This is a genomic window from Microbulbifer sp. GL-2 (assembly GCF_007183175.1).
In the GTDB taxonomy this organism is placed as follows: Bacteria; Pseudomonadota; Gammaproteobacteria; order Pseudomonadales; family Cellvibrionaceae; genus Microbulbifer.
This window is the reverse complement of record NZ_AP019807.1, coordinates 2764745-2786420: the sequence shown is the minus strand read 5'-3', so window position 1 is coordinate 2786420 and position 21676 is coordinate 2764745. Positions and strand designations below refer to the sequence as shown.

At 50.9% G+C, this 21676-nt stretch carries 17 protein-coding genes; 6 read left to right on the top strand and 11 right to left on the bottom strand.

What is annotated here, in order from left to right:
- Window positions 1–143 precede the first annotated feature (143 nt).
- Both GL2_RS12115 and GL2_RS12110 read right to left on the bottom strand, forming a co-directional pair.
- Window positions 144–2327, bottom strand: a complete 2184-nt coding sequence (locus GL2_RS12115; RefSeq protein WP_143730897.1) for a S9 family peptidase — start codon at window positions 2325–2327, stop codon at window positions 144–146.
- Between the two features lie 204 nt (window positions 2328–2531).
- Entirely contained in the window at window positions 2532–3908 is a 1377-nt protein-coding gene (locus GL2_RS12110) for a DASS family sodium-coupled anion symporter (RefSeq protein ID WP_143730896.1), read from the bottom strand.
- Window positions 3909–4351: 443 nt separating this feature from the next.
- Here GL2_RS12110 and GL2_RS12105 point away from each other — a divergent pair, with 443 nt between their 5' ends.
- From GL2_RS12105 to GL2_RS12095, 3 genes are all read left to right on the top strand, one after another.
- Window positions 4352–5026, top strand: a complete 675-nt coding sequence (locus GL2_RS12105) for an outer membrane beta-barrel protein (protein WP_143730895.1) — start codon at window positions 4352–4354, stop codon at window positions 5024–5026.
- Window positions 5027–5216: 190 nt separating this feature from the next.
- Window positions 5217–5816 (top strand): DUF4231 domain-containing protein, encoded by a 600-nt coding sequence (locus tag GL2_RS12100; protein ID WP_143730894.1) that lies wholly within the window; start codon window positions 5217–5219, stop codon window positions 5814–5816.
- A 41-nt stretch (window positions 5817–5857) separates the two neighbouring features.
- Window positions 5858–6376 carry a TrmH family RNA methyltransferase gene (locus GL2_RS12095; RefSeq protein WP_143730893.1) on the top strand — a complete coding sequence of 173 codons (519 nt, stop codon included), beginning with the start codon at window positions 5858–5860 and terminating at the stop codon, window positions 6374–6376.
- A 63-nt stretch (window positions 6377–6439) separates the two neighbouring features.
- Here GL2_RS12095 and GL2_RS12090 read toward each other — a convergent pair whose 3' ends face one another.
- The 3 genes from GL2_RS12090 to purL form a co-directional block, all read right to left on the bottom strand.
- On the bottom strand, window positions 6440–7324 hold the full coding sequence (locus GL2_RS12090; RefSeq protein WP_143730892.1) for an aldo/keto reductase: 885 nt from the start codon (window positions 7322–7324) through the stop codon (window positions 6440–6442).
- Window positions 7325–7533: 209 nt separating this feature from the next.
- Window positions 7534–7857: a TfoX/Sxy family protein gene (locus GL2_RS12085; protein ID WP_143730891.1), complete on the bottom strand. Its 324-nt coding sequence runs from the start codon at window positions 7855–7857 to the stop codon at window positions 7534–7536.
- A gap of 398 nt (window positions 7858–8255) precedes the next feature.
- Complete coding sequence (gene purL, locus GL2_RS12080) at window positions 8256–12122, bottom strand: phosphoribosylformylglycinamidine synthase (protein ID WP_172621134.1); 3867 nt, start codon at window positions 12120–12122, stop codon at window positions 8256–8258.
- 413 nt (window positions 12123–12535) lie between these two features.
- Here purL and mltF point away from each other — a divergent pair, with 413 nt between their 5' ends.
- Complete coding sequence (gene mltF / locus GL2_RS12075) at window positions 12536–14014, top strand: membrane-bound lytic murein transglycosylase MltF (protein ID WP_143730890.1); 1479 nt, start codon at window positions 12536–12538, stop codon at window positions 14012–14014.
- Here the strand turns inward: mltF and GL2_RS12070 are convergent.
- Genes GL2_RS12070 through mtnP form a run of 6 tightly spaced genes read right to left on the bottom strand, consistent with a single transcriptional unit; the run spans window position 14011 to window position 19387 of the window.
- Complete coding sequence (locus tag GL2_RS12070; RefSeq protein ID WP_143730889.1) at window positions 14011–14664, bottom strand: TIGR04282 family arsenosugar biosynthesis glycosyltransferase; 654 nt, start codon at window positions 14662–14664, stop codon at window positions 14011–14013. The genes mltF and GL2_RS12070 overlap by 4 nt on opposite strands.
- Window positions 14657–15331, bottom strand: coding sequence for a TIGR04283 family arsenosugar biosynthesis glycosyltransferase (locus GL2_RS12065; RefSeq protein WP_143730888.1), 675 nt, complete (start codon window positions 15329–15331; stop codon window positions 14657–14659). Before GL2_RS12065 ends, GL2_RS12070 begins: the two co-directional genes overlap by 8 nt.
- The gene (locus GL2_RS12060; RefSeq protein ID WP_143730887.1) at window positions 15331–16806 is read right to left on the bottom strand and encodes an NAD(P)/FAD-dependent oxidoreductase; all 1476 of its coding nucleotides are present in this window, start codon (window positions 16804–16806) and stop codon (window positions 15331–15333) included. Before GL2_RS12060 ends, GL2_RS12065 begins: the two co-directional genes overlap by 1 nt.
- A 9-nt stretch (window positions 16807–16815) precedes the next feature.
- Window positions 16816–17499 carry a TVP38/TMEM64 family protein gene (locus tag GL2_RS22140; RefSeq protein ID WP_143730886.1) on the bottom strand — a complete coding sequence of 228 codons (684 nt, stop codon included), beginning with the start codon at window positions 17497–17499 and terminating at the stop codon, window positions 16816–16818.
- A 35-nt stretch (window positions 17500–17534) separates the two neighbouring features.
- On the bottom strand, window positions 17535–18482 hold the full coding sequence (gene arsS, locus GL2_RS12050) for an arsenosugar biosynthesis radical SAM (seleno)protein ArsS (protein WP_143730885.1): 948 nt from the start codon (window positions 18480–18482) through the stop codon (window positions 17535–17537).
- A gap of 5 nt (window positions 18483–18487) precedes the next feature.
- Window positions 18488–19387: an S-methyl-5'-thioadenosine phosphorylase gene (gene mtnP, locus GL2_RS12045; RefSeq protein ID WP_143730884.1), complete on the bottom strand. Its 900-nt coding sequence runs from the start codon at window positions 19385–19387 to the stop codon at window positions 18488–18490.
- Window positions 19388–19641: 254 nt separating this feature from the next.
- Between mtnP and GL2_RS12040 the strand changes: the two genes are divergently transcribed.
- Entirely contained in the window at window positions 19642–20208 is a 567-nt protein-coding gene (locus GL2_RS12040) for a DUF2239 family protein (RefSeq protein ID WP_143730883.1), read from the top strand.
- A gap of 12 nt (window positions 20209–20220) precedes the next feature.
- On the top strand, window positions 20221–21609 hold the full coding sequence (locus GL2_RS12035; RefSeq protein WP_143730882.1) for an MATE family efflux transporter: 1389 nt from the start codon (window positions 20221–20223) through the stop codon (window positions 21607–21609).
- The last annotated feature ends 67 nt before the right edge of the window (window positions 21610–21676 follow it).

Genomic DNA, 21676 nt, shown 5'->3' with positions numbered 1-21676 from the left:
AGATCATCTCCACGCTTTGGAATATAAAAACCCCAATAGAAGGGAGGCAACCCCAATAAGAAACTTGCCTCCCATGTTTTTACCATAGATTTTTATTTCCACCATTTCTGTAAAGTGGGAAAACTTTCTAAATAAAACTCTGGTTACTCTTCAGCCGTAGCAATCGTACTTTGCCCAATAAGGTCGAGGTAAAATGCATATTGCAGGGCAGTTTCATGGTAACGGCGGAAGCGGCCGGACGAACCACCATGCCCAGCCTCCATATTTACATTAAATAAAAGCTGGTTTTTATCCGTTTTTAGCTCGCGTAACTTGGCCACCCATTTCATAGGCTCAAAATATTGCACTTGGGAATCATGTAGCCCGGTAGTCACAAGCATATTGGGGTAGTCCTGAGCCTTGATCTGGTCGTAGGGGGAATAGGACAGCATATATTCATAACTGTCCTTACTATTGGGGTTTCCCCATTCATCATATTCATTGACCGTCAGGGGAATAGACTCATCCAGCATTGTGGTGACAACATCGACAAACGGCACGGCCGCAGTGACACCCCGATAGAGTTCTGGAGCCATATTCACTACAGCTCCCATCAGCAAACCACCAGCACTGCCGCCGGATGCAAATATTTTATCGGGAGCGCCATACTTTAATTTGGTAAGCCCTTTGGTTACGTCGATAAAGTCGGTAAAAGTGTTCTTCTTGTTGAACATTTTTCCATCTTCATACCAGGCTCTTCCCAATTTCTGGCCACCGCGGATATGGGCAATCGCAAATACAAAGCCACGATCAAGAAGAGAAATTACAGAAGAGCGAAACCAGGGGTCAACGGTACTGCCGTAAGAACCATAAGCGTATTGCAGTAGCGGATTGGAACCATCTTTCCTGAATTGATCTTTGCGGTAAACCAGGGATACCGGCACTTTTGCACCATCCCGAGTAGTAATCAGTATACCTTCGCTTTGATAGTGTTCAGGGTCAAAGCCACCTGGAATTTTATCCTGCTTAAGTAAATCCAGTTCTCCACTGCTCAATTCTGCTTCATAGATACTGCGCGGGGTGGTCAAGCTCGAGTAAGAAACTCGCACGCGATCTGAGTCCGGACTGGGGTTGGTACTCAAGCTCAACTGATAAACAGGATCATTAAAACCAACCTTCAAGTCTTTGTTATCTTTCAGATTGATAATACGTAAACCCGTTTGTCCCGCTTTGCGCTCTATAACTGTAAGATGCCGGTCAAATAGAGTAAATTCCTCGAGCAGTATCGCATTATCATGGGGGATAACTTCGAACCACTTGGATTTATCTGAGGCATCCTCCATAGCAACTTTCATCAGGCGGAAGTTTTCTGCCTGCCAGTTGGTCAGGATATAAAATTCATTCCCAAGCTTCAGGGCCGAGTATTCATGGTTTTCTTCCCGTGGATACAGAGCAGAGAACTCCCCCAGAGGTGAATCAGCACTGAGTATGGACTGGCCGCTAGTTGTAGTGGAACTGTGATGAATATTAATTAACTCCCCGTCCCTGGACTTTGAAATCCAGGTATAAAACGCCTTATCACGCTCCTCATAAACAACAACATCCTCACTTTGTGGCGTTCCCAACTTGTGGCGCATCACCTGATAGCCGAGCAGAGTCTGGCGGTCTTTATTAATATAGAAGACGGTCTGGTTATCATTAGCCCAGACAGCTACAGGAGAGGCATTCTCCAACTTGTCCGGCAACAATTCCCCGGTTTTTAAATCCTTGAAGCGAATAGTGTAAACACGGCGCCCGATATTATCTTCGGGGTAGGCCAGTAGTTGGTTACTGGGGGAAACTGCCAGGCGCCCAACACTGAAGTAACCGGAGCCTTCTGCGAGTTCGTTAACATCCAGCATTACTTCTTCTGCAGCATCCAGGTTACCTTTGCGGCGTGCGTGGATAGCATATTCTTTTTCAGGCAGGTAACGGGTGTAATACCAATAGCCATTGTGAAACACCGGCACAGTAGACTTGTCTTTCTCCAGCCGTCCAGTCATTTCCTGAAACAGCGTCTCCTGTAACTTCTTAGTGTGCTTCATGACAGAATCAGTGTAGGCATTTTCTGCCTCGAGGTGAGCGATAACCTCAGGCGCTTTTCGCTCATCATCGCGCATCCAATAATAGTTATCGACCCGCTCATGACCATGGATAGACATCTTGTGCGGTACTTTTTTGGCGATGGGAGCCGATGGCAGCTCTGTAAATGCTGACACCTCCTGATCAGTTTTGGCTGCCTCATCACCAGGTTTGCCACAAGCCACAAGGCCCAGGGCAAGTACCAATGTTGCGGTGGTGGTTTTCATTGATTTCAATTCCTCTATAGTTCTGTTTTCTTATAAAAATATATCACCAATACCATACTTCCATTCTGGGCTTTCTTTCTATCAAGTATGGTTAACCCCTACCCCCTGGAAATGAACTCCCCAGCTAAGCGCCGGGTCCCAGTTTTAGCCGCCGTGGAAGAGCTGGAGCTTCCTTCCAGCCTTCCCAGTTTGCCCCCTGCCGACCTATGCCAATATCAACCAGCACATCCCTGCAATAATCAGTGATGCCGTCACACTCAGTACCGCACCCTCCCTCACCATATCCTGCATGCGTACTTTACCCGTACCGTAAGCGATAGCGTTCGGTGCTGTGGCAACCGGCAACATAAAAGCGCAGCTGGCGCTCATGGCTGCGGGGATCATCAGTACCATGGGATCGAATCCTGCAGAGGTAGCGGCAACAGCGAGAATGGGCATCAGCAGGGTTGCCGTGGCTGTATTACTGGTAATCTCCGTTAGGAAAGTAACTCCCAGGCATAAAATAACCAACATCAACCACAGGGGCATGGCTGTCAGGAATGAAAGCCCGTTTCCGAGCATGTCACTCAAACCCGAGGCGGTAAAACCCTTGGCCAGGGCAATACCACCGGCGAAAAGCAACAGCATTCCCCACGGAATTGTCTCTGCCGTCTGCCAATCCAACAGACGACCACCCTTGCCATTCGGCACCATAAACATGGCGACCACTGCGGCGAGAGCAACCGTACTATCACCAGCTGCGCCAATTCCCAGCCAGTCACTCCAACCACCAAATGGAGCATTGCGGGTCACCCAGAAAAAAATCGCCACTCCGAAAACCATCAAAGTACGCTTTTCCTCAGCACGCCACTCCCCAATTACCGGAGGTTCGATCCTATTTTTCAGGTGCACATTCCGGGTTAACCACAACGCCATAATCGGCAGCGTTACCAGTGCCACTGGAACCCCTACTTTCATCCACCCCAGGAAACTAAACTCCCTGCCTGTCACCTCTTCATAAATACCCATAAAAATCACATTGGGAGGAGTTCCCAAGGGCGTGCCAACCCCACCAAGGCTGGCCGCATAGGCAATTCCCAGGATCAAGGCAATCGTGAGTCGCTCATTCTGGATTCGGGAGAGAATTGCCAGGGCGATAGGCAGCATCATCAGTGTTGTGGCAGTGTTGGAAATCCACATACTGAGAAATCCGGCGGCCAACATAAAACCCAAAACCAGGCGCCTGCCACTGGAAACCCCAAATAGACGCAGCATATATAAGGCCAACCGCTCATGAGCACCACTTTTTTCGAGGGCTTTCGACAGTATAAAAGCACCCATTAGGAGCAATATCACATGACTGCCCAAAGAGGCCGCTACCATTTTGTGGTCGGCGACTCCAAACAGCGGCAGGAGTACAAAAGGCACCAATGAAGTGGCGGGTATGGGCAGGGCCTCAGTAATCCACCAGATCACTGTCAGCAAGGTAATTGCCGCGGTAACCGCAGGCAGATACTGCATTCCCATCATTGATAAAAAAAGATAAAAAGCCACTGCTAGTAGTGGCCCTAAAATAATAAAGCGCTGCCGCGCAATCGACATACCTGCCCCCAAATGCTCAAGGGTTAATTTTGTTATTGGTTTATTACTACCGAACCCAGGCAGAGGGAATCAACATCCATTCTCTGCCAAGTCAGCACACAAAATACAAGAAAGTTATCAGCCTGCGCAGTACTTTGAGAAAGAAATTCCATAAGCGAGTGAACTCCGAGGAGAGCGGGCCTTCGATGCTTATATTTCACTCAATACAACGCACCCCTGTCATCAAAAGAGCAAATACTCACTTACAGGGAGAGGTCCATAAGGCATGTAAGCTAGAGGAAGAACGCTTTTAGGAGTAGGGGTACAAGTGTACAATAATGACAATTCAGTATATTTATAATTTTCTTTACCCGCCCAAATTCTATACACCCCGCCATTACACCCCGCCATTCTGTGGTGGGGAGCGGTATATAATCCTGGGCATCTGTTCCTAGAGGTACTCTTTGAAATTCACCGCTCTCGCTATCCTTATAGCACTGTCCAGTACCGGCGTTTACGCCGAAGACAAGTCTTTCTACCTAAAAGCTTCACTCGGCTATATGCAGTTTGATTCCGAAGACTCCTTTGCAGTGAAGGAAGATCTGAACTCCACTGGCTACGCACTCACTTTTGGCTACCGGATTAATGACTATATTGCTATTGAGGGTGGCAGGGCCAATTTGGGAAATATCAGCAGAGACTATGAATTCACTGTTCGCGACAGCGAAATATACTACGACTATGATGAGATAGTTGTTGAAAACTACGATTACAAGGGTACAAGTGAAAGCAAACTCAAGTCCTATAGCCTGGGCTTAGCATTTTCTACACAAATCCAACAAAACCTGAATGCAGGCATTCGTCTCGGCGTTCACCAGTGGTGTGTAGACATCAGGAGTAGAAGTGAGTATTCCGGCACACGCAGCTGGTATACCGAAGATCGAGAACTTGTCAGTGTGGAACCTTATAACAGCTCTTACGACTGGGGCAGCTCCAAAAACAGTGGCAGTAACCCCTACTACGGCGCTGAGGTAAATTGGACCACTGGCGACTGGGGTTTTAGCTTGGAGCACACCATCTACGAGATTCAGGATGATACCGCCAACCTCTCCTCGGTGGGCGTAACCTATAGTTTCTGATCTCTCACCTGAGAACCGGGGCCTTGTATTGCAGGTACTCACTTACTGTTTAAGCAAAGTCCCGCAACAAACCTGCCCAGAAAACAGACAGCCTGAAACTACTCTCTCTTCTCCCGCCCTGTACATCTCATTTTTATCCGGCAAACTATCGCCCTCAAAAAAATAGTATTAAAAGAGGCGGAAGGGATTCATGAGCGCTATACCCAATACAGTTGAGGTACTGGACAAACTGCGCTGGAACGCGCACCTGTGCAAGCATAGCCACTTCCGCGCCTCCATGAAGGGCCGTAACCTGCATGTACTCTGCGGGGTACCGATAGTGGTGGTTAACCTCTTTCTCGGTTCTCTGTTCTTTTCACTGATCAATGCCGAGCTGCCAGACTGGACTAAATGGAGCGGTGCCGCCCTGGCCCTGGTTGCAGCCCTGCTTGGGGGTGTCCAGACCTTTTTCAACTTCAAAAAGAACTACGAAGGCCATCGCCAGGTAGGTAATGAGTACCTGGCCATTGCCAGGGAGTGTGAACGTCTCATCGCACTCTATTTTGATCGTATCCTCGACCTCGAACACCTTTCCAACAAAGTCTCAGAATTGAATACCCGCTATAGCGAGATTAACCAAAGAGCCGAAGAATTTATTGTTTCAGACAAGGTTTACCGCCAAGCCATGCAGATACAAAACCAGAAAGCCAGTCGTGAGCCGTCCCTGGTAGAACGGATGCGCAACTTGCAGAAAGCTGCGCTGGAACAGGATAAAATACACTCAAAGGCATCAACAATAGAAACCCCCTAAAGTCCCTTAGGAATTTAACAACGATTTCACCAACGTTAATCATGCAGAAAGAACACAGTGATCACACCCCTGGCAAACATCATTTTCCTCTGTGTTATCTGGCCACGGATATCCGCACTCCAAGCAATGTAGGCGGGCTCTTCCGTATCGCAGACGCCCTGGGCGTGGAAATGATTTATCTGGCCGGAAAAAGCCTATTACCGCCAAACTCAAAAATCCGTAAAGTTTCCAGGTCAACCGAGCAACGTGTTCCTTATCAATATGTGAGTGACGCCGTACAAGTTGCGCAGCAATTACGGGAAAAGGGTTACAAGATTATCTGCCTGGAAATTACTTCAGGAAGTATTGAACTAAACCAGGCCCCAGTCGTTATGGATGACAAGGTTTGCCTGGTTCTGGGCTCAGAAAAGGACGGGGTTGCCGGAGATTTGCTCGAGATCGCGGACTCCATCGTGCACATTGCTATGCAAGGGGTAAACTCCTCAATGAACGTCACCTCGGCCTGCGCCATCGCAAGCTATGAACTCCTGAGAAAAATTGCTCCCAAACAGCCCGACTAAAAATCAAAGTGCTCAGTATTTAACCTAACGATTCTGCAAAATATCTCTTCACACTAGCAATTTCTAATCAGGCACTTTCACTGTCAAATTATTTTTATGCACATAATCGGGGTCACCGCCCAAGCGTTTGTTACAGTTCAGGCCGTTAATCACCTGAATATCCTTATTACTGAGGTTAAACTCACTCAGTGAAAAATTTGTGCTCATATTTTCCAGTTTCTCCGACTTTGGCACAACAATTCGATGCTGTTGAATATTCCACTTCAGGATAACCTGAGCCGGCGTTGCAGAATATCTTTCCGCAACCTCCAGAATTACTGGATCCACGATTGGTTTCTCCTTAACAGCTACCCCACTCCAGGTGGAACCAGAACCCAAAGGGGCCCAACAACTGACTGCAAGTTTATGGAACTGGCAATAGTCCACTAACGGCTGCTGGGTAAAATAGGGGTGCAACTCAATTTGATTGCAAACTGGTCGAACCTCAGAAAAACTGGCTATTTGTTCAATATCCGATTTACGGAAGTTAGATAACCCCAGGGCACGCACTTTTTTCTGCTGGTAAAGTGCCTCCATTGCCTCCCAGGTTTCCCGGGTAAGGGCCGGTACCGGCCAGTGAATCATGTAAAGATCGAGGTATTCCAGTTGCAATCGCTCCAGACTGCGCGCGAATGCATCATGGGTCTTGCTCCTCCCCTGCTCCGTATCCCAGACTTTGCTGGAAATAAAAAACTCTTCCCGGGGCAGGCCCGACTCCTTGATAGCGCGGCCAAGGGCACGCTCATTCCCATATACAGAGGCGCCATCAAACAACCGGTAGCCAACGGCTATAGCCTTCAGAATGATCTCGGATACATATTCATCATCCTGCTGCCAGCTACCAATAGCAGCCATTCCCATACCCAGCTGAGGAATTTCAACACCATTGTTTAACTCAATGAAGTACATATTCGCTACCCTTACCAGATGCCGAGTTTTGCACTCACAGTGGTTTTCAGTGGTTCTACTTTTCAGGCTACCCGGCGCTGAGTGTAGGCCGCACAAGGTTTCTTGAGAGTAAAGTTATGCTGCCAGGCAAGAAAAAACGCGCCTATCTCTCACCTGCAGCAAATACAGTTGCCAATTCGACAAGATGATATTCAGCACAGCGGCCTGGCTCACTTAGGGGGCAGTGAACATGCAAACTCTGCACCCCGATTTACCCACTGATCAAGATCCGCAGCGACAGCATCCTCTTCGACATACACCATACCTTTTAAAGGCCGCCCGGTATAATCCATCGGCCGTGTATAGCGCTCTGACAGAGCATCCTGATAATTATCTGGACCGACACGAACCATTAGCTCTTCGCCGACAACTCCACAGGCCATGTTGCCATTTAGCATAAATGCCAAGCCACCAAACATCTGCTTTTCTGTAAGGCCCTGATTTTCCTGTAACAGGTTGCGTACCTTTTCTGCCAAGGTTTCGTTGTACGCCATGACAATCTCCTTTATCGCTTTTGCCAGGTGGGAAAGTGTATTTGGGATACTGCTGTGATCCGCGCCGGTGGAAAATCGACGAGCGAAAGATCAAGTGGGGGGAAATGGTAAGCGCTATTCCATGTAGTAAGGACACAGTGGAAGCAAGCAAGTATTCAATAATCGATACAGATGACTGCACCATAGCGAGAAAAGTTATTTCGAATAATCGTTTAAGTGTAGCAGGAAATATCAGATCGTCCGCCTGAATGAAGGAAAAGACGCCAGAGGTATTTGCATGGACATGTAGCAGGATTTGAAGTGAGAATTTTGACAGCAACAAAGTTGCCGCCAAAATAAATGCCAGGACACTGCGGGGCCTCTATTAACCCCACAGTGCCACTAACAAAAGTTTCAATCTAATCGACAAATACCCGTGCATTGCGGAACAGGCGCATCCAGCCGGAGTCCTCTTTCCATTCGTCCGGGTGCCAGCTGTTGCTGACAGCGCGCGCTACGCGCTCCGGGTGCGGCATCATGATGGTTACGCGACCATCTTCAGAGCACAGGGAGGTAATACCGTTAACCGAGCCGTTGGGGTTGGCAGGATAAGTTTGGGAAATCTCACCTTTGTTATTCAGGTAGCGCATAGCAATGGTGCCTGAAGCTTCACAATTCTCCAGTGCCTGCTGGTTGGCAAATTCCACTCGCCCCTCACCATGGGCAACTGCTACAGGCATGTAAGTACCCGCCATTCCCCTGAATAGCACAGAGGGGGAATCCTCAACACCCACCAGGGCAAAGCGCGCTTCATACTGCTCGGACAGGTTGCGCACAAAGCGCGGCCAGTGATCAGCTCCGGGGATCAACTCCTTGATCACAGAGAACATCTGGCAACCGTTACACACCCCCAGACCGAAGGTATCCTTGCGGTTGAAGAAGCCTTCAAACTGATCGCGGGCACGCTCGTTAAACAGGATGGTTTTGGCCCACCCCTCTCCAGCACCGAGTACATCACCATAAGAGAAGCCACCGCAGCCAACCAGGCCCTTGTATTCATCCAGGACCACTCGACCGGAGAGGATATCGCTCATATGCACGTCGACGGCATTAAAGCCGGCGCGGTGGAAGGAGTGCGCCATTTCCACCTGGCTGTTGACACCCTGCTCGCGCAATACGGCGACTTTCGGACGAGTGCCCTTGGCGATATAAGGCGCGCTGATATCGTCGTTGATATCGAAAGTAAGATTGACCGACAGGCCCGGATCTTCCTGGGCAATCGCGGCAAATTCCTGCTCGGCACAGTCGGCATTATCGCGCAGGGACTGGATGCGGAAGCTGGTTTCCGACCAGATATGCTGCAGTTCGGCACGGGAACGCTTGAAGATTTCAACGCCGTTATTGGTGATGCACAAGTGCTCGTTGTTGTTCAGGTAACCGATCTTGTGGGTGGGTACACCGACAGCGGCAAAACGCTGTACCAGCATATCCGCTTCACAGGCGGGGACCTGCAACACTGCACCCAGCTCTTCACTGAACAGTGCGGCAATTGGATCTTCACCCAGTTCGTAGATTTCCACATCCATACCCACGCGGCCGGCAAAGCCCATTTCCGCCAGGGTCGTGAAAAGACCGCCGTCGGCGCGGTCGTGGTAAGCCATAATCAGGTCTTCATTCAGAGCCTGCTGTACCACCTCGAAGAAACCTTTCAGTTTCCTGGCGTCATCCAGGTCTGCTGGTTTGTCACCCAGCTCATTGTAGACCTGCGCCAGACAGGAGCCACCCAAGCGGTTTTTGCCGGCGCCCAGGTCGATCAACAGCAGTTCGCTCTCGCCTTTATCGGTACGCAGTTGCGGAGTAACCGTTTTGCGTACATCAGTGACTGGAGTAAACGCGGAAATTACCAGAGACAATGGTGCGGTAATCGCCTTCTGCTCGCCGTCCTCCTCCCAAGCTGTGCGCATAGACATGGAGTCCTTGCCCACTGGAATGGTAATACCCAACTCAGGACACAGCTCCATACCCACCGCCTCGACGGTGCGATAGAGCTTTTCCTCTTCACCCGGGTGGCCTGCGGCACACATCCAGTTGGCGGAGAGTTTAATATCGGAGAGTTGCTTCACCGGGGTACAGGCAATATTGGTGATTGCCTCACCCACCGCCAGGCGGCCGGAAGCCGGTGCATCCAGCAGGGCCACCGGGGTGCGCTCACCCATAGACATGGCTTCACCGGCGTAGCTGTCGTAGGCAACGGTAGTCACAGCGCAGTCTGCCACCGGTACCTGCCAGGGGCCGACCATCTGATCGCGGGATACCTGACCAGTGACAGTGCGATCGCCAATGGTGATCAGGAAGCTTTTGCTCGCCACCGTGGGCAGGCGCAGTACGCGTTCAGCCGCTTCATTGAGATCGATATCCGCAGTGGAAAATGCTTTGCTTTCAACCTCACGTGTTTGCGCCTCGCGGTGCATGCGCGGTGGCTTGCCGAACAAAACAGACATTGGCAGATCCACCGGCTTGGATTCAAACTTGGTGTCGTTCAGCAGCAGGTGTTTGTCTTCAGTGGCCTCACCAACAACGGCGAAAGGCGCTCGCTCACGCTCACAGATTTGTTCGAAGCGTTCCAGGTCTTCCGGCATTACTGCCAGTACATAGCGCTCCTGGGATTCGTTACACCAGATTTCCAGCGGGCTCATACCGGGTTCATCACAGGGCACATTGCGCAGCTCGAAGTTGCCGCCGGTGCCGCCGTCTTTAACCAGCTCAGGGAATGCGTTGGATAAGCCACCCGCCCCCACATCGTGGATAAAAGCAATAGGGTTTTTCTCACCCAACTGCCAGCATTGGTCGATCACTTCCTGGCAGCGCCGCTCAATTTCCGGGTTCTGGCGCTGCACCGAGGCAAAATCCAGATCCTCAGAACTGGAGCCGCTGGCCATACTGGAAGCAGCACCGCCACCCAGACCGATCAACATCGCCGGACCACCCAGCGCTACCAGCTTGGCGCCCGGGGAAAATTCAGGCTTATCCACATGCTCTTCGCGGATGTTGCCATAACCACCGGCGAGCATAATCGGCTTGTGGTAGCCGCGGCGTTCGCCATCAAAGTTCTCTTCAAAGGTACGGAAGTATCCGCAGATATTCGGGCGGCCAAATTCGTTGTTAAAAGCGGCGCCACCGATGGGCCCTTCGATCATAATATCCAGGGCAGTAACAATACGCTCGGGCTTGCCGTAATTGGATTCCCACGGCTGTTCCCAACCGGGGATCTGCAGGTTGGAAACCGTAAAGCCGGTCAGCCCCACTTTTGGCTTGGAGCCGCGACCAACCGCGCCTTCATCGCGAATTTCACCACCAGCACCGGTACCGGCACCAGAGAAAGGAGCAATCGCAGTTGGGTGGTTATGGGTTTCCACCTTCATCAGCAAGTGAATTGCTTCGTTGCTGAAACTGTATTCCTTGCTCTCCGGGTCTGGATAAAAGCGTCCAGCCACATTGCCCGCCACAACTGCAGCATTGTCCGCGTAGGCGGACAGTACATTGTCGCCACCCTTCTGATAGGTATTTTTGATCATGCCAAACAGAGAGTGCGGCATCTCTTCGCCGTTGATAGTCCAAGTGGCATTGAAGATCTTGTGGCGACAGTGCTCGGAGTTCGCCTGGGCGAACATCATCAGTTCTACATCGGTGGGATTGCGCTCTAATTCCTGGAAACTGGTGAGCAGATAATCAATTTCGTCTTCAGCCAACGCCAGGCCAAGAGTGACATTGGCAACTTCCAGTGCCTCGCGACCGCCTTCGAGGATATCCACTCCACGCAGCGGGCGTGGTGCCTCTTCTACAAACAGCTGTTCAGCTTGCTCAAAGTCGCTAAACACCACCTCAACCATGCGATCGTGCAGCTCCGAAGCCAGGGTCTGGCGTTCAGCTTCAGTTAATTCCACGCCAGTAAGGTAATAGGCGACTCCCCGCTCCAGGCGGTGGATTTTTGCCAGACCGGTATTGTGAGCAATATCCGTGGCCTTGGAGGACCAGGGGGAAATTGTGCCTGGGCGCGGCGCCACCAGGATCAATTCGCCTTTCGGTTCATGCTTTTCTTCAGTCGGGCCGTACTGGAGCAGCTGCTCAAGCAGCGCCATCTCCTTGTTATCCAGTGAGTCGCTATCTGCAAAGTGTACGAACTCGGCATAGAGATCGTCGATAGTCGGTTGCAGCGCGCGCAGTTGGTTGAGCAGTTTTTTATGGCGGAATTTCGACAGTGCGGGAGCACCACGCAGAACTAGCATTGCGGGAGATTGCCTCTTGTCTGAATGAGAGAAATTGCGCGAAAGAAATATCGCACAAGGCCCCGGAAATTTGAGAGGCGCAATTGTACCTGAAGCATCGCCACTCCAACACACCCGCCCGACACTTGGGCAAACATGAACTAATTTGCAAACAAAGTGTTCAAAAGGCGAGCAAATTCATTCGCAAGCGTCTCTTTTAAGAGGGATACAAAAAACTGCCTACAAAAGTCCTGCGAGGTTTTCAAGCGCACAGATCACAGTGTCCAAATGCCAAATTGGGCAGATAGTCGCCAAATAAGGTAAAATTGGCGGACTGTGCCAGCTTTGGCCGGAAAAGCCCTGGCGATTTCACCCTCACCAGGCCTTAGGTATAACAGCGATAAAACCAACGGACGAGCTAAAGGGGACAGCCTATGATGATGAGAAGCCGCATGCTGCGCTATGCCCGCCGTCTATTAAAGGGGGTGGCTCTATCCTGCTGTGCCTCTATGTTGGTCGCCAGTAAGGCTCCAAATACCCTGGAGCGCATCAAGGCCTCAGGGGAGCTGATTGTGCTTTCACAGAATGGCCCCACCACATATTACGAAGATGCCACCGGCAACCCCACCGGTTTTGAGTACGGTATGTTGCGCGCTTTTGCCGAAGAGCTAGGCGTTAAATTGGTGATCCGCGATGTGCACGACCTGGACGAAATGTTCGCACTTTTGCGTGATCCCGAAGAGGGCGCGCATTTTGCCGCCGCCGGTTTGACCGTCACCCCTGAGCGCCGCGAGCAGGTTCGCTTTGCTCCTTCCTACTTCGAAATCCGCCAGCAGGTTATTTATCGTGTCGGCGAACAGCGCCCACGCAGAACCAGCGACCTGAAAGGCAAGACTGTTGCAGTGATCGCCGGCAGTGCCCATGCAGAGGAACTGAAAAAACTGTCACGACGCTATCCACAATTAAACTGGGAAGAAGTCTCCGATGTGGATGCCATGGAGCTGGTGGAAATGGTGCAGCAGGGCAAGTACAGCTATGCAGTTGTGGATTCCAATGCCTACGCAGTACACCGCGGCCTCTACCCGAATACCGCCGTCGCTTTTAATCTCACACAATTCCAGCCGGTTTCCTGGGCATTCCCCAAGAGCGACGATGACAGCCTGTACCAAAGTGCACGCCTGTTTATGCTGCGCGCCAATACCAACGGCATGATTGCGCAACTGCGCGAAGAATTTTTCGGTCATGTGAGCGATCTGAATGTCGGCGGCGCCCAGGCATTTGCCAAACGCAGCCGCGAGCGCCTGCCCCAGTGGCGCGGTGTAATGCAAAAAGTGGCCGACCAGTACGAGCTGGATTGGCACCTGCTGGCGGCACTCAGTTACCAGGAGTCCTACTGGAACCCCCGCGCCCGCTCACGCACCGGTGTGCGCGGTCTGATGATGCTCACTCTGAATACAGCTAAAGACCTGGGGGTTAACCGCCTTAATCCTGAAGAGAGTATTGAAGGTGGTGCGCGCTATATCGTACAAATCCGCAATAAGCTTCCAGAGCGCATCCGCGAACCCGACAGGACCTGGATGGCGCTGGCGGCCTATAACGTCGGCTACGGCCATCTGGAAGACGCCCGCGTCCTTACCGAACGTATGGGCGGCAATCCAGACCTGTGGCCCGATGTACGCGAGCACCTGCCACTGCTGGCCAAGCGCCAGTACTACAAGACTACCAAGCACGGTTACGCACGCGGGTGGGAGCCTGTAACCTATGTGCAAAATATTCGCCACTATCAGGCGCTGTTAAGCTGGAGCAGCCGCATCGAGGAGCAACGCCTGGCCGCCGCTAACGATGAAAGCCGCGCGATTCTCGCCAATGGTAGTGCGGTTGAGGCAGAGAGCAGCGCGGCCCCGGCACTTTAGCCCAGGAGGGCGGACTCCTGCCAAGCCCGAGGCAGAAAGGTTAAATCATCGGGCTCATCGATATCTGCCAACGCCTCCAAGCGTTGGCAACTCATTCCACACTCCCACAGTCGATCCAATGTCTGCCGCGCTACCACCTCGGTACTCCAATCGATATCCTCAAACAGCCGCGCCTGTACTTCTTTGAGCCCCAACAGGGTGTAACCGCCGTCTTTAGCTGGATACATTACCGCATCAGATTTCTGCAGCCCCAACGCCGCAATATGCAGGCGCTGCACAGTGAGTGATGGACAATCCGTGCCGAGTAACAGGAGTCCCTGCCCCAGTGCCCGCGCATTTCCCGTGGCATGCCACAAGCGCTGCCCGAGATTACCCTGGGCCTGCCCGTAAAGGGACACGGAACGCGGCATTGAGAAGCCCTGCCAATAGGCGTGAGACGAGTCTGGTGCCACATGTAACTCCACAGGCCCCAAGTCCGCTCTCACACACTCTTCCAGGGTATGGTGCAACAACTTCTCCGCCAGCACAGCGGCCCCCTGCTCGCCCAAAGCGGGAATCAAACGGGTTTTGGCATATCCTGCCAGTGGCGCCTTGGCCATCACCACCAGGCGCAGGGGTTTTCCTCCAAGGCTGCTCACTGGACTACTCATAACGCCTGGCCAGGGATTCCACTGGCACACCGCGCCAATAATCAAAACGCAATCGCCACATCAGCAATACCGTGCGCAATACACCAAATTTTTGCCAGCGGCGCCCGGAGGTAGTAACTTTTTGCTGAAGGCAATGTGGCCGGGCAATTTTTAACAGTTGCCGGCTTAACTCCACATCCTCCATCAACGGCTGCCTGGCAAACCCTCCAAGCCGCTCAAAAAGAGTACGCCGAACAAAAATAGCCTGATCGCCGGTGGCAATACCACTCAAGCGCGAGCGCCAATTAATCATGGTGGAAATTAAAGGGAACCAAAAATTTCCACCATCGATACGAATATTAAACCGCCCCCACTCAGCTCCCTGTGCAATTGCCGAAGCAATAGCGTTCAGGGCACCATGAGGCAGACGTGTATCCGCATGTAAAAACAGCAACCAATTGCCACAGGCAAAATTCGCACCAGTATTCATTTGTGTAGCACGTCCACACGGCGAGGAAATCACCTGCAACCCCTCAGCATTGGCAATTTCCACACTGCCATCAGTACTGCCGCCATCCACCAGGATAATTTCACAACTACTGAACGCTTTGAGTTCTTTCAACTGCACGATCAATTCCGGCAACTGCTCCCGTTCATTCAGCAGCGGAACAACAACAGAGTACTGCATTAACCACGCCTCCAGCGATGAAACAGTTCGAGCCAGCGCAAGAGCCTCTTGGGCGCATGGGCTCGTTTCCAATTTCCCGCAACAAATTTATTGGCTTCAGTCATAGTGGGATAAATATGAATCGTGGAGAGGATTTTATTTAAACCCAAGCCCTGCTTCATAGCGAATACAAACTCGGCAATTAACTCGGCCGCATTTTCCCCCACAATGGAAACCCCCAGAATTTTATCCTTGCCTGGTACAGTAAGCACTTTAATAAAACCCTCAGCCGCGCCATCAACAATTGCACGGTCCAGATCATCAATGCCATAACGGGTTACTTCATAGGCCGTGCCACGCTGTTTTGCCTCATGCTCGCTCAGCCCAACACTGGCCACTTCTGGATCAACAAAGACAGCCCTCGGCACTAAGTTGTAATCCACAGCAAATTTTTTAATATCGCCAAAAAGGCCGTTCACCGCGGCATACCAAGCCTGGTGCGAAGCCATATGGGTAAACTGATAGGGACCTGCGAGATCCCCGGCTGCGAGGATATGGGGATAGCGAGTGCGCAAATAAGCATCTGTTATAAATTTGCCATCCTGCAGTAATTCCAGCTTCTCCAGCCCGAAGCCCTCGGTCCTCGCACGCCTGCCAAGAGCCAGGATAACCTCATCAAATGTCACCTGTATTTCACCCTCGGCGTTACGCAAATTTAATAGGCCTCCGCGGTGGCCCTCCCGTCCGCCAAACGAGACGGCCTCATGCCCGGTGAGAAGGTGCACCCCCTCCAATTGCAGCGCCTTGGACACAGCCGCAGACACTTCAAGGTCCTCCAGGGGTAACAGGCGATCATCGCGCTCAACCAGGGTGACCCTGGAACCCAGGCGGGTAAATGCCTGGGCCAGCTCACACCCAATAGCCCCACCACCTAACAGCACCAGGCTTTGCGGGACTTCATGCAACTCGGAAAATCTATTCCAGAGTGTTTCACTGGTCAGGTAATTTACACTTTCCAGACCGGGAAAAGGCGGCACTATGGGCTCTGCGCCGGTGGCAAGAATAATGGCTCGGGCACGAAGGGATTTCTCCCCACCACTGGCCAGGGTAATCTTCACGGTCCAGGGGTCCAGCAATCGCGCATACCCTTGAATCACCTCTACGCCCAGTTCGGAATAGCGCTCCACACTGTCGTGAGGCTCAATTTTCTGAATGGATTCACGTACATGGCGCATCACCCCAGGAAAGTCAACCTTCAGCTCAGGCAAACGTATGCCGAACTGATCCGCAGTGCGCGCAGAGTGGGCAACACGAGCACACTTAATTAATGCCTTACTGGGCACACAGCCTGTATTCAGGCAGTCCCCACCCATACTTCCCGACTCAATTAAAGTCACTCTGGCATTTACTGCAGCCGAGATATATGCACTTACCAGCCCTGCGGCACCAGCTCCAATGACAATAATATTACGATCAAATTTTTTAGGTTTTCTCATTGGGATCACTCACTTAGCCTCACGGCGGCGCTTGAGCCAGTTGAGGAAATATTTTGCCAGCAGGGGGAAAAGACCCAGCAAGGCAAAAGACAGCAATAATTGCGGAGAGACGATATCTTTTAGATTTTCGATCCGTGCAAGCTGGGTGCCTGCATTCACATAGACTATCGTCGCAGCCAGCATGCCCAACTGACTCACCCAATAAAATGCCCAGACCCGGAGATGAGTCAAACCCATCAGGATATTGATCAGAAAGAATGGGAAAATTGGCACAAGACGCAGGGCAAACAGGTAAAAAGCCCCTTCCCTTTCAATACCGTTATTCACAACCTGCAGGCGCACAGCAAACTTTTCCTGTATATAGTCGCGAAATAAATAGCGAGCCATCAGGAACGCTAGGGTAGCGCCGATACTGGAGGCAAACGATACAATCACAGTGCCCCATAGCAAGCCAAAAATAGCTCCGGCGGCAATAGTGAGAATCGCAGCACCGGGCAGGGATAAACCGGTTACCAGAATATAAAAAGCGAAAAAGAGGAAAGCAACCAAAAATGGCGAAGAAGCTTTCCATTGCTGGAACTGCTCGCCGCCCTCTTGCAGTTTTTCCAGACTCAACCACTGGTTTAAATCAAACGCGTAAAAAGCAATTACCAATACCGCGATAACAGTCAGCAGCAGAATTTTTTTACTCATGGCATTCCCGCCCTCCGCTATTAAGTTCACTTTCCTTACAGTGCACCACCACAACTACTGCCCTGCCCAGCGGTACAGCCATAGCAGTGATCGGCTACACAAATTGCCGATTCCTTCAAGTCATTTTCGAGTAAGTCACGCAGGTGCAAACGGCCAGACACCGGAATATTCAACTGCTGGTTGAAATCACAATCATACAAATTACCTTGCCAATCGACACTTACCAGGCCGCGACACATCACTCCCTCAAGGTTGGATGCGGAGTAACTATCCCTAAGCAGGGCCATATAGTCCTTAAATTGCCCTTTGGAAACCAGCATGGAACCAAACCGTTTGATGGGCATGTTCGCGAGGGCAAACAGCTGGTTAAACTCAATCCCAAAATGCGCAGCCAGCTCTCTGCGATAGTCCGCTTCCAGGGCTCCCTGTTCCGGAGGCAAAAAAGCTCCTTGAGGGTTATAGACCAAATTGAGTTGCAGGCCGGTTCCTGGCTTGCCATAACCCAAGGTATTGAGCTTCTGCAGTGCGGCAATGCTTTTATCAAAAACTCCCTTACCACGCTGCTTATCGACATTCTCCATCGAATAGCAAGGCAGTGAGGCGACCACCTCCACACGATGTTGTGCGAGAAATTCTGCGGTATCCTCCTGTCCAGGCTCGAACAGCACAGTCAGGTTACAGCGATCCACTACGTGCACATCCAATGCTCGCGCCGCTTCCACCAGGGGCCTAAACCCATCGTGCAGCTCTGGAGCACCACCAGTAATATCCAGGGTGTGAACTCCCCTCGCTTTGATAACGTCCAGCAACAGCTTGAGATGCTCCCCAGACATCATCTCAGTACGATTGGGTCCGGCATTCACATGACAGTGCACACAACTCAGGTTACAGCGATAACCGATATTAATTTGCAGGGTTTCAATTGTTTCCCGGCGGATCGCGGGAAAGTCTGTTATTTCCAGTAACGGCAAGGTTTCGTGCATTCGATTCAGTGCTCCAGTTCTTCAAGCACTGGTTCTGTCGGTTCAAGCAACGGCTTTATTACAGCTTGTTTTTCCTCCGACATGGTATCGACAGGTGTTACCAAGCCACTCGCCAGTGCTGTATGCGCAGCAGATTCGGGCTGTTCAGTACCGAGCAGACGAATAGCCTCTGCAGCAATCTGCCCGGCACGTGTGGCATTCTGCTGCAGGTTGGCGATAGCCACCTCGGCAGTCACAGCTTCTTCCTGGGGATGCCAGCAGTCATAGTCCGTAGACATAGCGAGAGTGGCATAGGCAATCTGCGCCTCGCGGGCCAGTTTTGCCTCAGGCATATTGGTCATACCAATCACCGATGCACCCATACTGCGATACCAGTGCGATTCCGCACGAGTGGAAAACTGGGGACCTTCAATACAGATGTAACTGCCCCCCCTGTGTAACCTGATAGGCTCCCCATCCTGAGTCACAGCAAAGGCCCGCGCCAGACTGTCCGCCACAGCAGGACATACCGGATCTGCCATGGAAACATGGGCTACCGCACCATCACCGAAAAACGTACTCTCTCGTTTGCGGGTCATATCGATAAACTGATCAGGGATCAACATATCCAGCGGCCGTACCTCTTCCTGTAGAGAGCCCACAGCGGAGAGGGAGAGGATATAACGCACACCCAACTGGCGTAGCGCATGGATATTGGCCTGGTAAGGCACTTGGGAGGGTATCAGACGATGGCCGCGTCCATGACGGGCGAGAAAAGCAACAGGAATGCCCTGGAGCTTGCCACAGATAATAGAGTCCGAAGTACTGCCAAAGGGAGTGTCCACCTGGACTTCTTCCACCCCGGCTAACCCCTGCATATCGTACAGACCACTGCCCCCGATAACCCCGATTAAAGCCCTAGCCATGTTCACTCCTAAACAGTTGGTTTTTCCGCAGTATAGGAGTGCTCCTAGACCGTGTATATCACTGACATGTAAACAAAAATTAAGCCATTACGGTTAGAGAGCAAAGCGGACAATCCTATCCGGGGAGATCCCCACCCCTTAGATCATTTCAGAGGTCGCGGCCAGATAGAGAACCAATCGTTGTACATAGAGTGACCAATAAGCTATATTTACCCGGGTATAAATATTTAACCCGGGTAAATAAAGGGAGTACTATGGCCACTGACTATATCGCTATCGACCAACAACAGATTGTTGCGCGGGGGACATTGGAAGTAATTGTGCGCAGGGTGAAGGATATGGGTACAGTTCATGAGCCCATGGTTTTTGAAACTGAAAGTTGCAAACGGGTAGAGGTGGATTGGCACGGAGACGCAGAGGAAGTACTGGCAGCGTTAGCGGCGGATCTACCGGCCCCAAAAACCAAACGCGGGCGTCCCAAATTAGGTGTTATTCCCAAAGAAGTTACTCTGCTTCCCCGTCACTGGGAATGGTTGAGCCAGCAGCCTGGTGGTGCCTCTGTCACTCTTCGTAAACTGGTGGAACAGGCACAAAGAAATGTTTCGCTTGAAGAGCGAATCAGCATAAGTCAGCAACAACTCGATAGGTTTATGCTGTTAGTGGCAGGAGATACACTCGGTTTAGAAGAGGCGAGCCGATCTCTCTATAGAAACAGCAGAATCAGTTTTGAAAAAGCCATCTACGCATGGCCGGATGATTTCAAGCAATTTGTGTTAAACAAGTTTAATGAAATCGCGGAGATGCACAGTGGTAATTTGTAAAGTGGATTTACTATGACCCAACAACAAGACAATATATTTGTTTACGGCGCCTTACTGCCAGTTTTCTTTAAGACGGCTGCGCCTATTATTCTGATAATGCTGGTAAACGGATCGTTTACCCTGTTGGATGCCTACTTCCTAGGAGAGTATGTAGGGGCTGAAGCATTAGCCGCAGTGACCTTAACATTCCCAATGTTTATGTTGCTGGTAGCACTTTCTTCATTGATCTCCAGTGGATATTCAAGCGTACAGGCTAGGCTACTCGGAGCAGGAGAAAAAGATAAGGCGAGACAAGCATTTTCCCAGGCAATTACACTGGCACTGGTGATTTGCGCTACGTTGATGTTGCTGTTTGTGGCTAGCGGAAAACAATTAACACTGCTAGTAGCCAATGGTTCAGAAGATCTAGCGGAAATGGGGTTTACCTATTTAACGATATTAATCTTTTTATCCCCGACATTATTTATCGGTTCAGTTAACCTTGATACCTTGCGCTGCGAGGGACGACTATCCTTAATGGCTATAGTTTCCCTAACCTCCGTGCTACTCAATATTATTTTCAATTATATTTTTATTGCACGCTTGGATATGGGGGTGGCCGGCTCTGCTTACGGCACCGCCCTAGCACAGGCAATCACCCTTCTAATCTTGGCGGGCTACCGCCAATACGGCCGCACAGTAGTCGATACACAAATCTTCCGCATCTCACGCAGACTGAATTTCTGGCCTAGCTATCTATCTCTGGGACTACCATCCAGCTTGGGTTATATCGGTGTATCACTCACATCTATCACGATAATTTTCAGTATCCAGGCCTGGGGAGGTGGTAACTATGATGCGACAGTCGCCGCCTACGGTATTATTACGCGTATTATGACCTTTATCTTTCTGCCTCTACTCGGACTGAGCCAGGCCTTTCAGACTGTAGTGGGCAATAATGTCGGCGCTAAAATCTGGTCTCGCGCTGATAGCAGTATCAATATCGCTTTGACAATAGCATTTGGTTACTGCCTCGCATTACAGTTGGGCGTAATTTTACTGAAAGGATCCTTAGGAGCCCTGTTTGTCAGTGACCAGCAAATTATTGCAGAGGTGGCGCGTATACTACCTATGATGACGATGGTCTATTTCCTAGCTGGACCACTCATAATGATAAGTACATTTTTTCAGGCTATCGGCGACGCCAAGCACGCAGCGATCCTTGGCCTGGCAAAGACTTATTTTTTTGTATTACCGTTAATTTTTATTTTGCCACTGATAGCCGGGGAAGTGGGGATATGGTATGCAATGCCTATTGCAGAGGTAATGCAGCTTATATTAACCGCTTTTGTCCTTTATCAACGGGGACGCAACCATGGGCACAAATATGGTTTATATGGTGCACAACAGGCATCCGGCTGATTTTTTCAATCCAAACCGAAAAACTTTCGCGTAACATTTTTGATATGAAATAAAAAAGGCCGCTTCG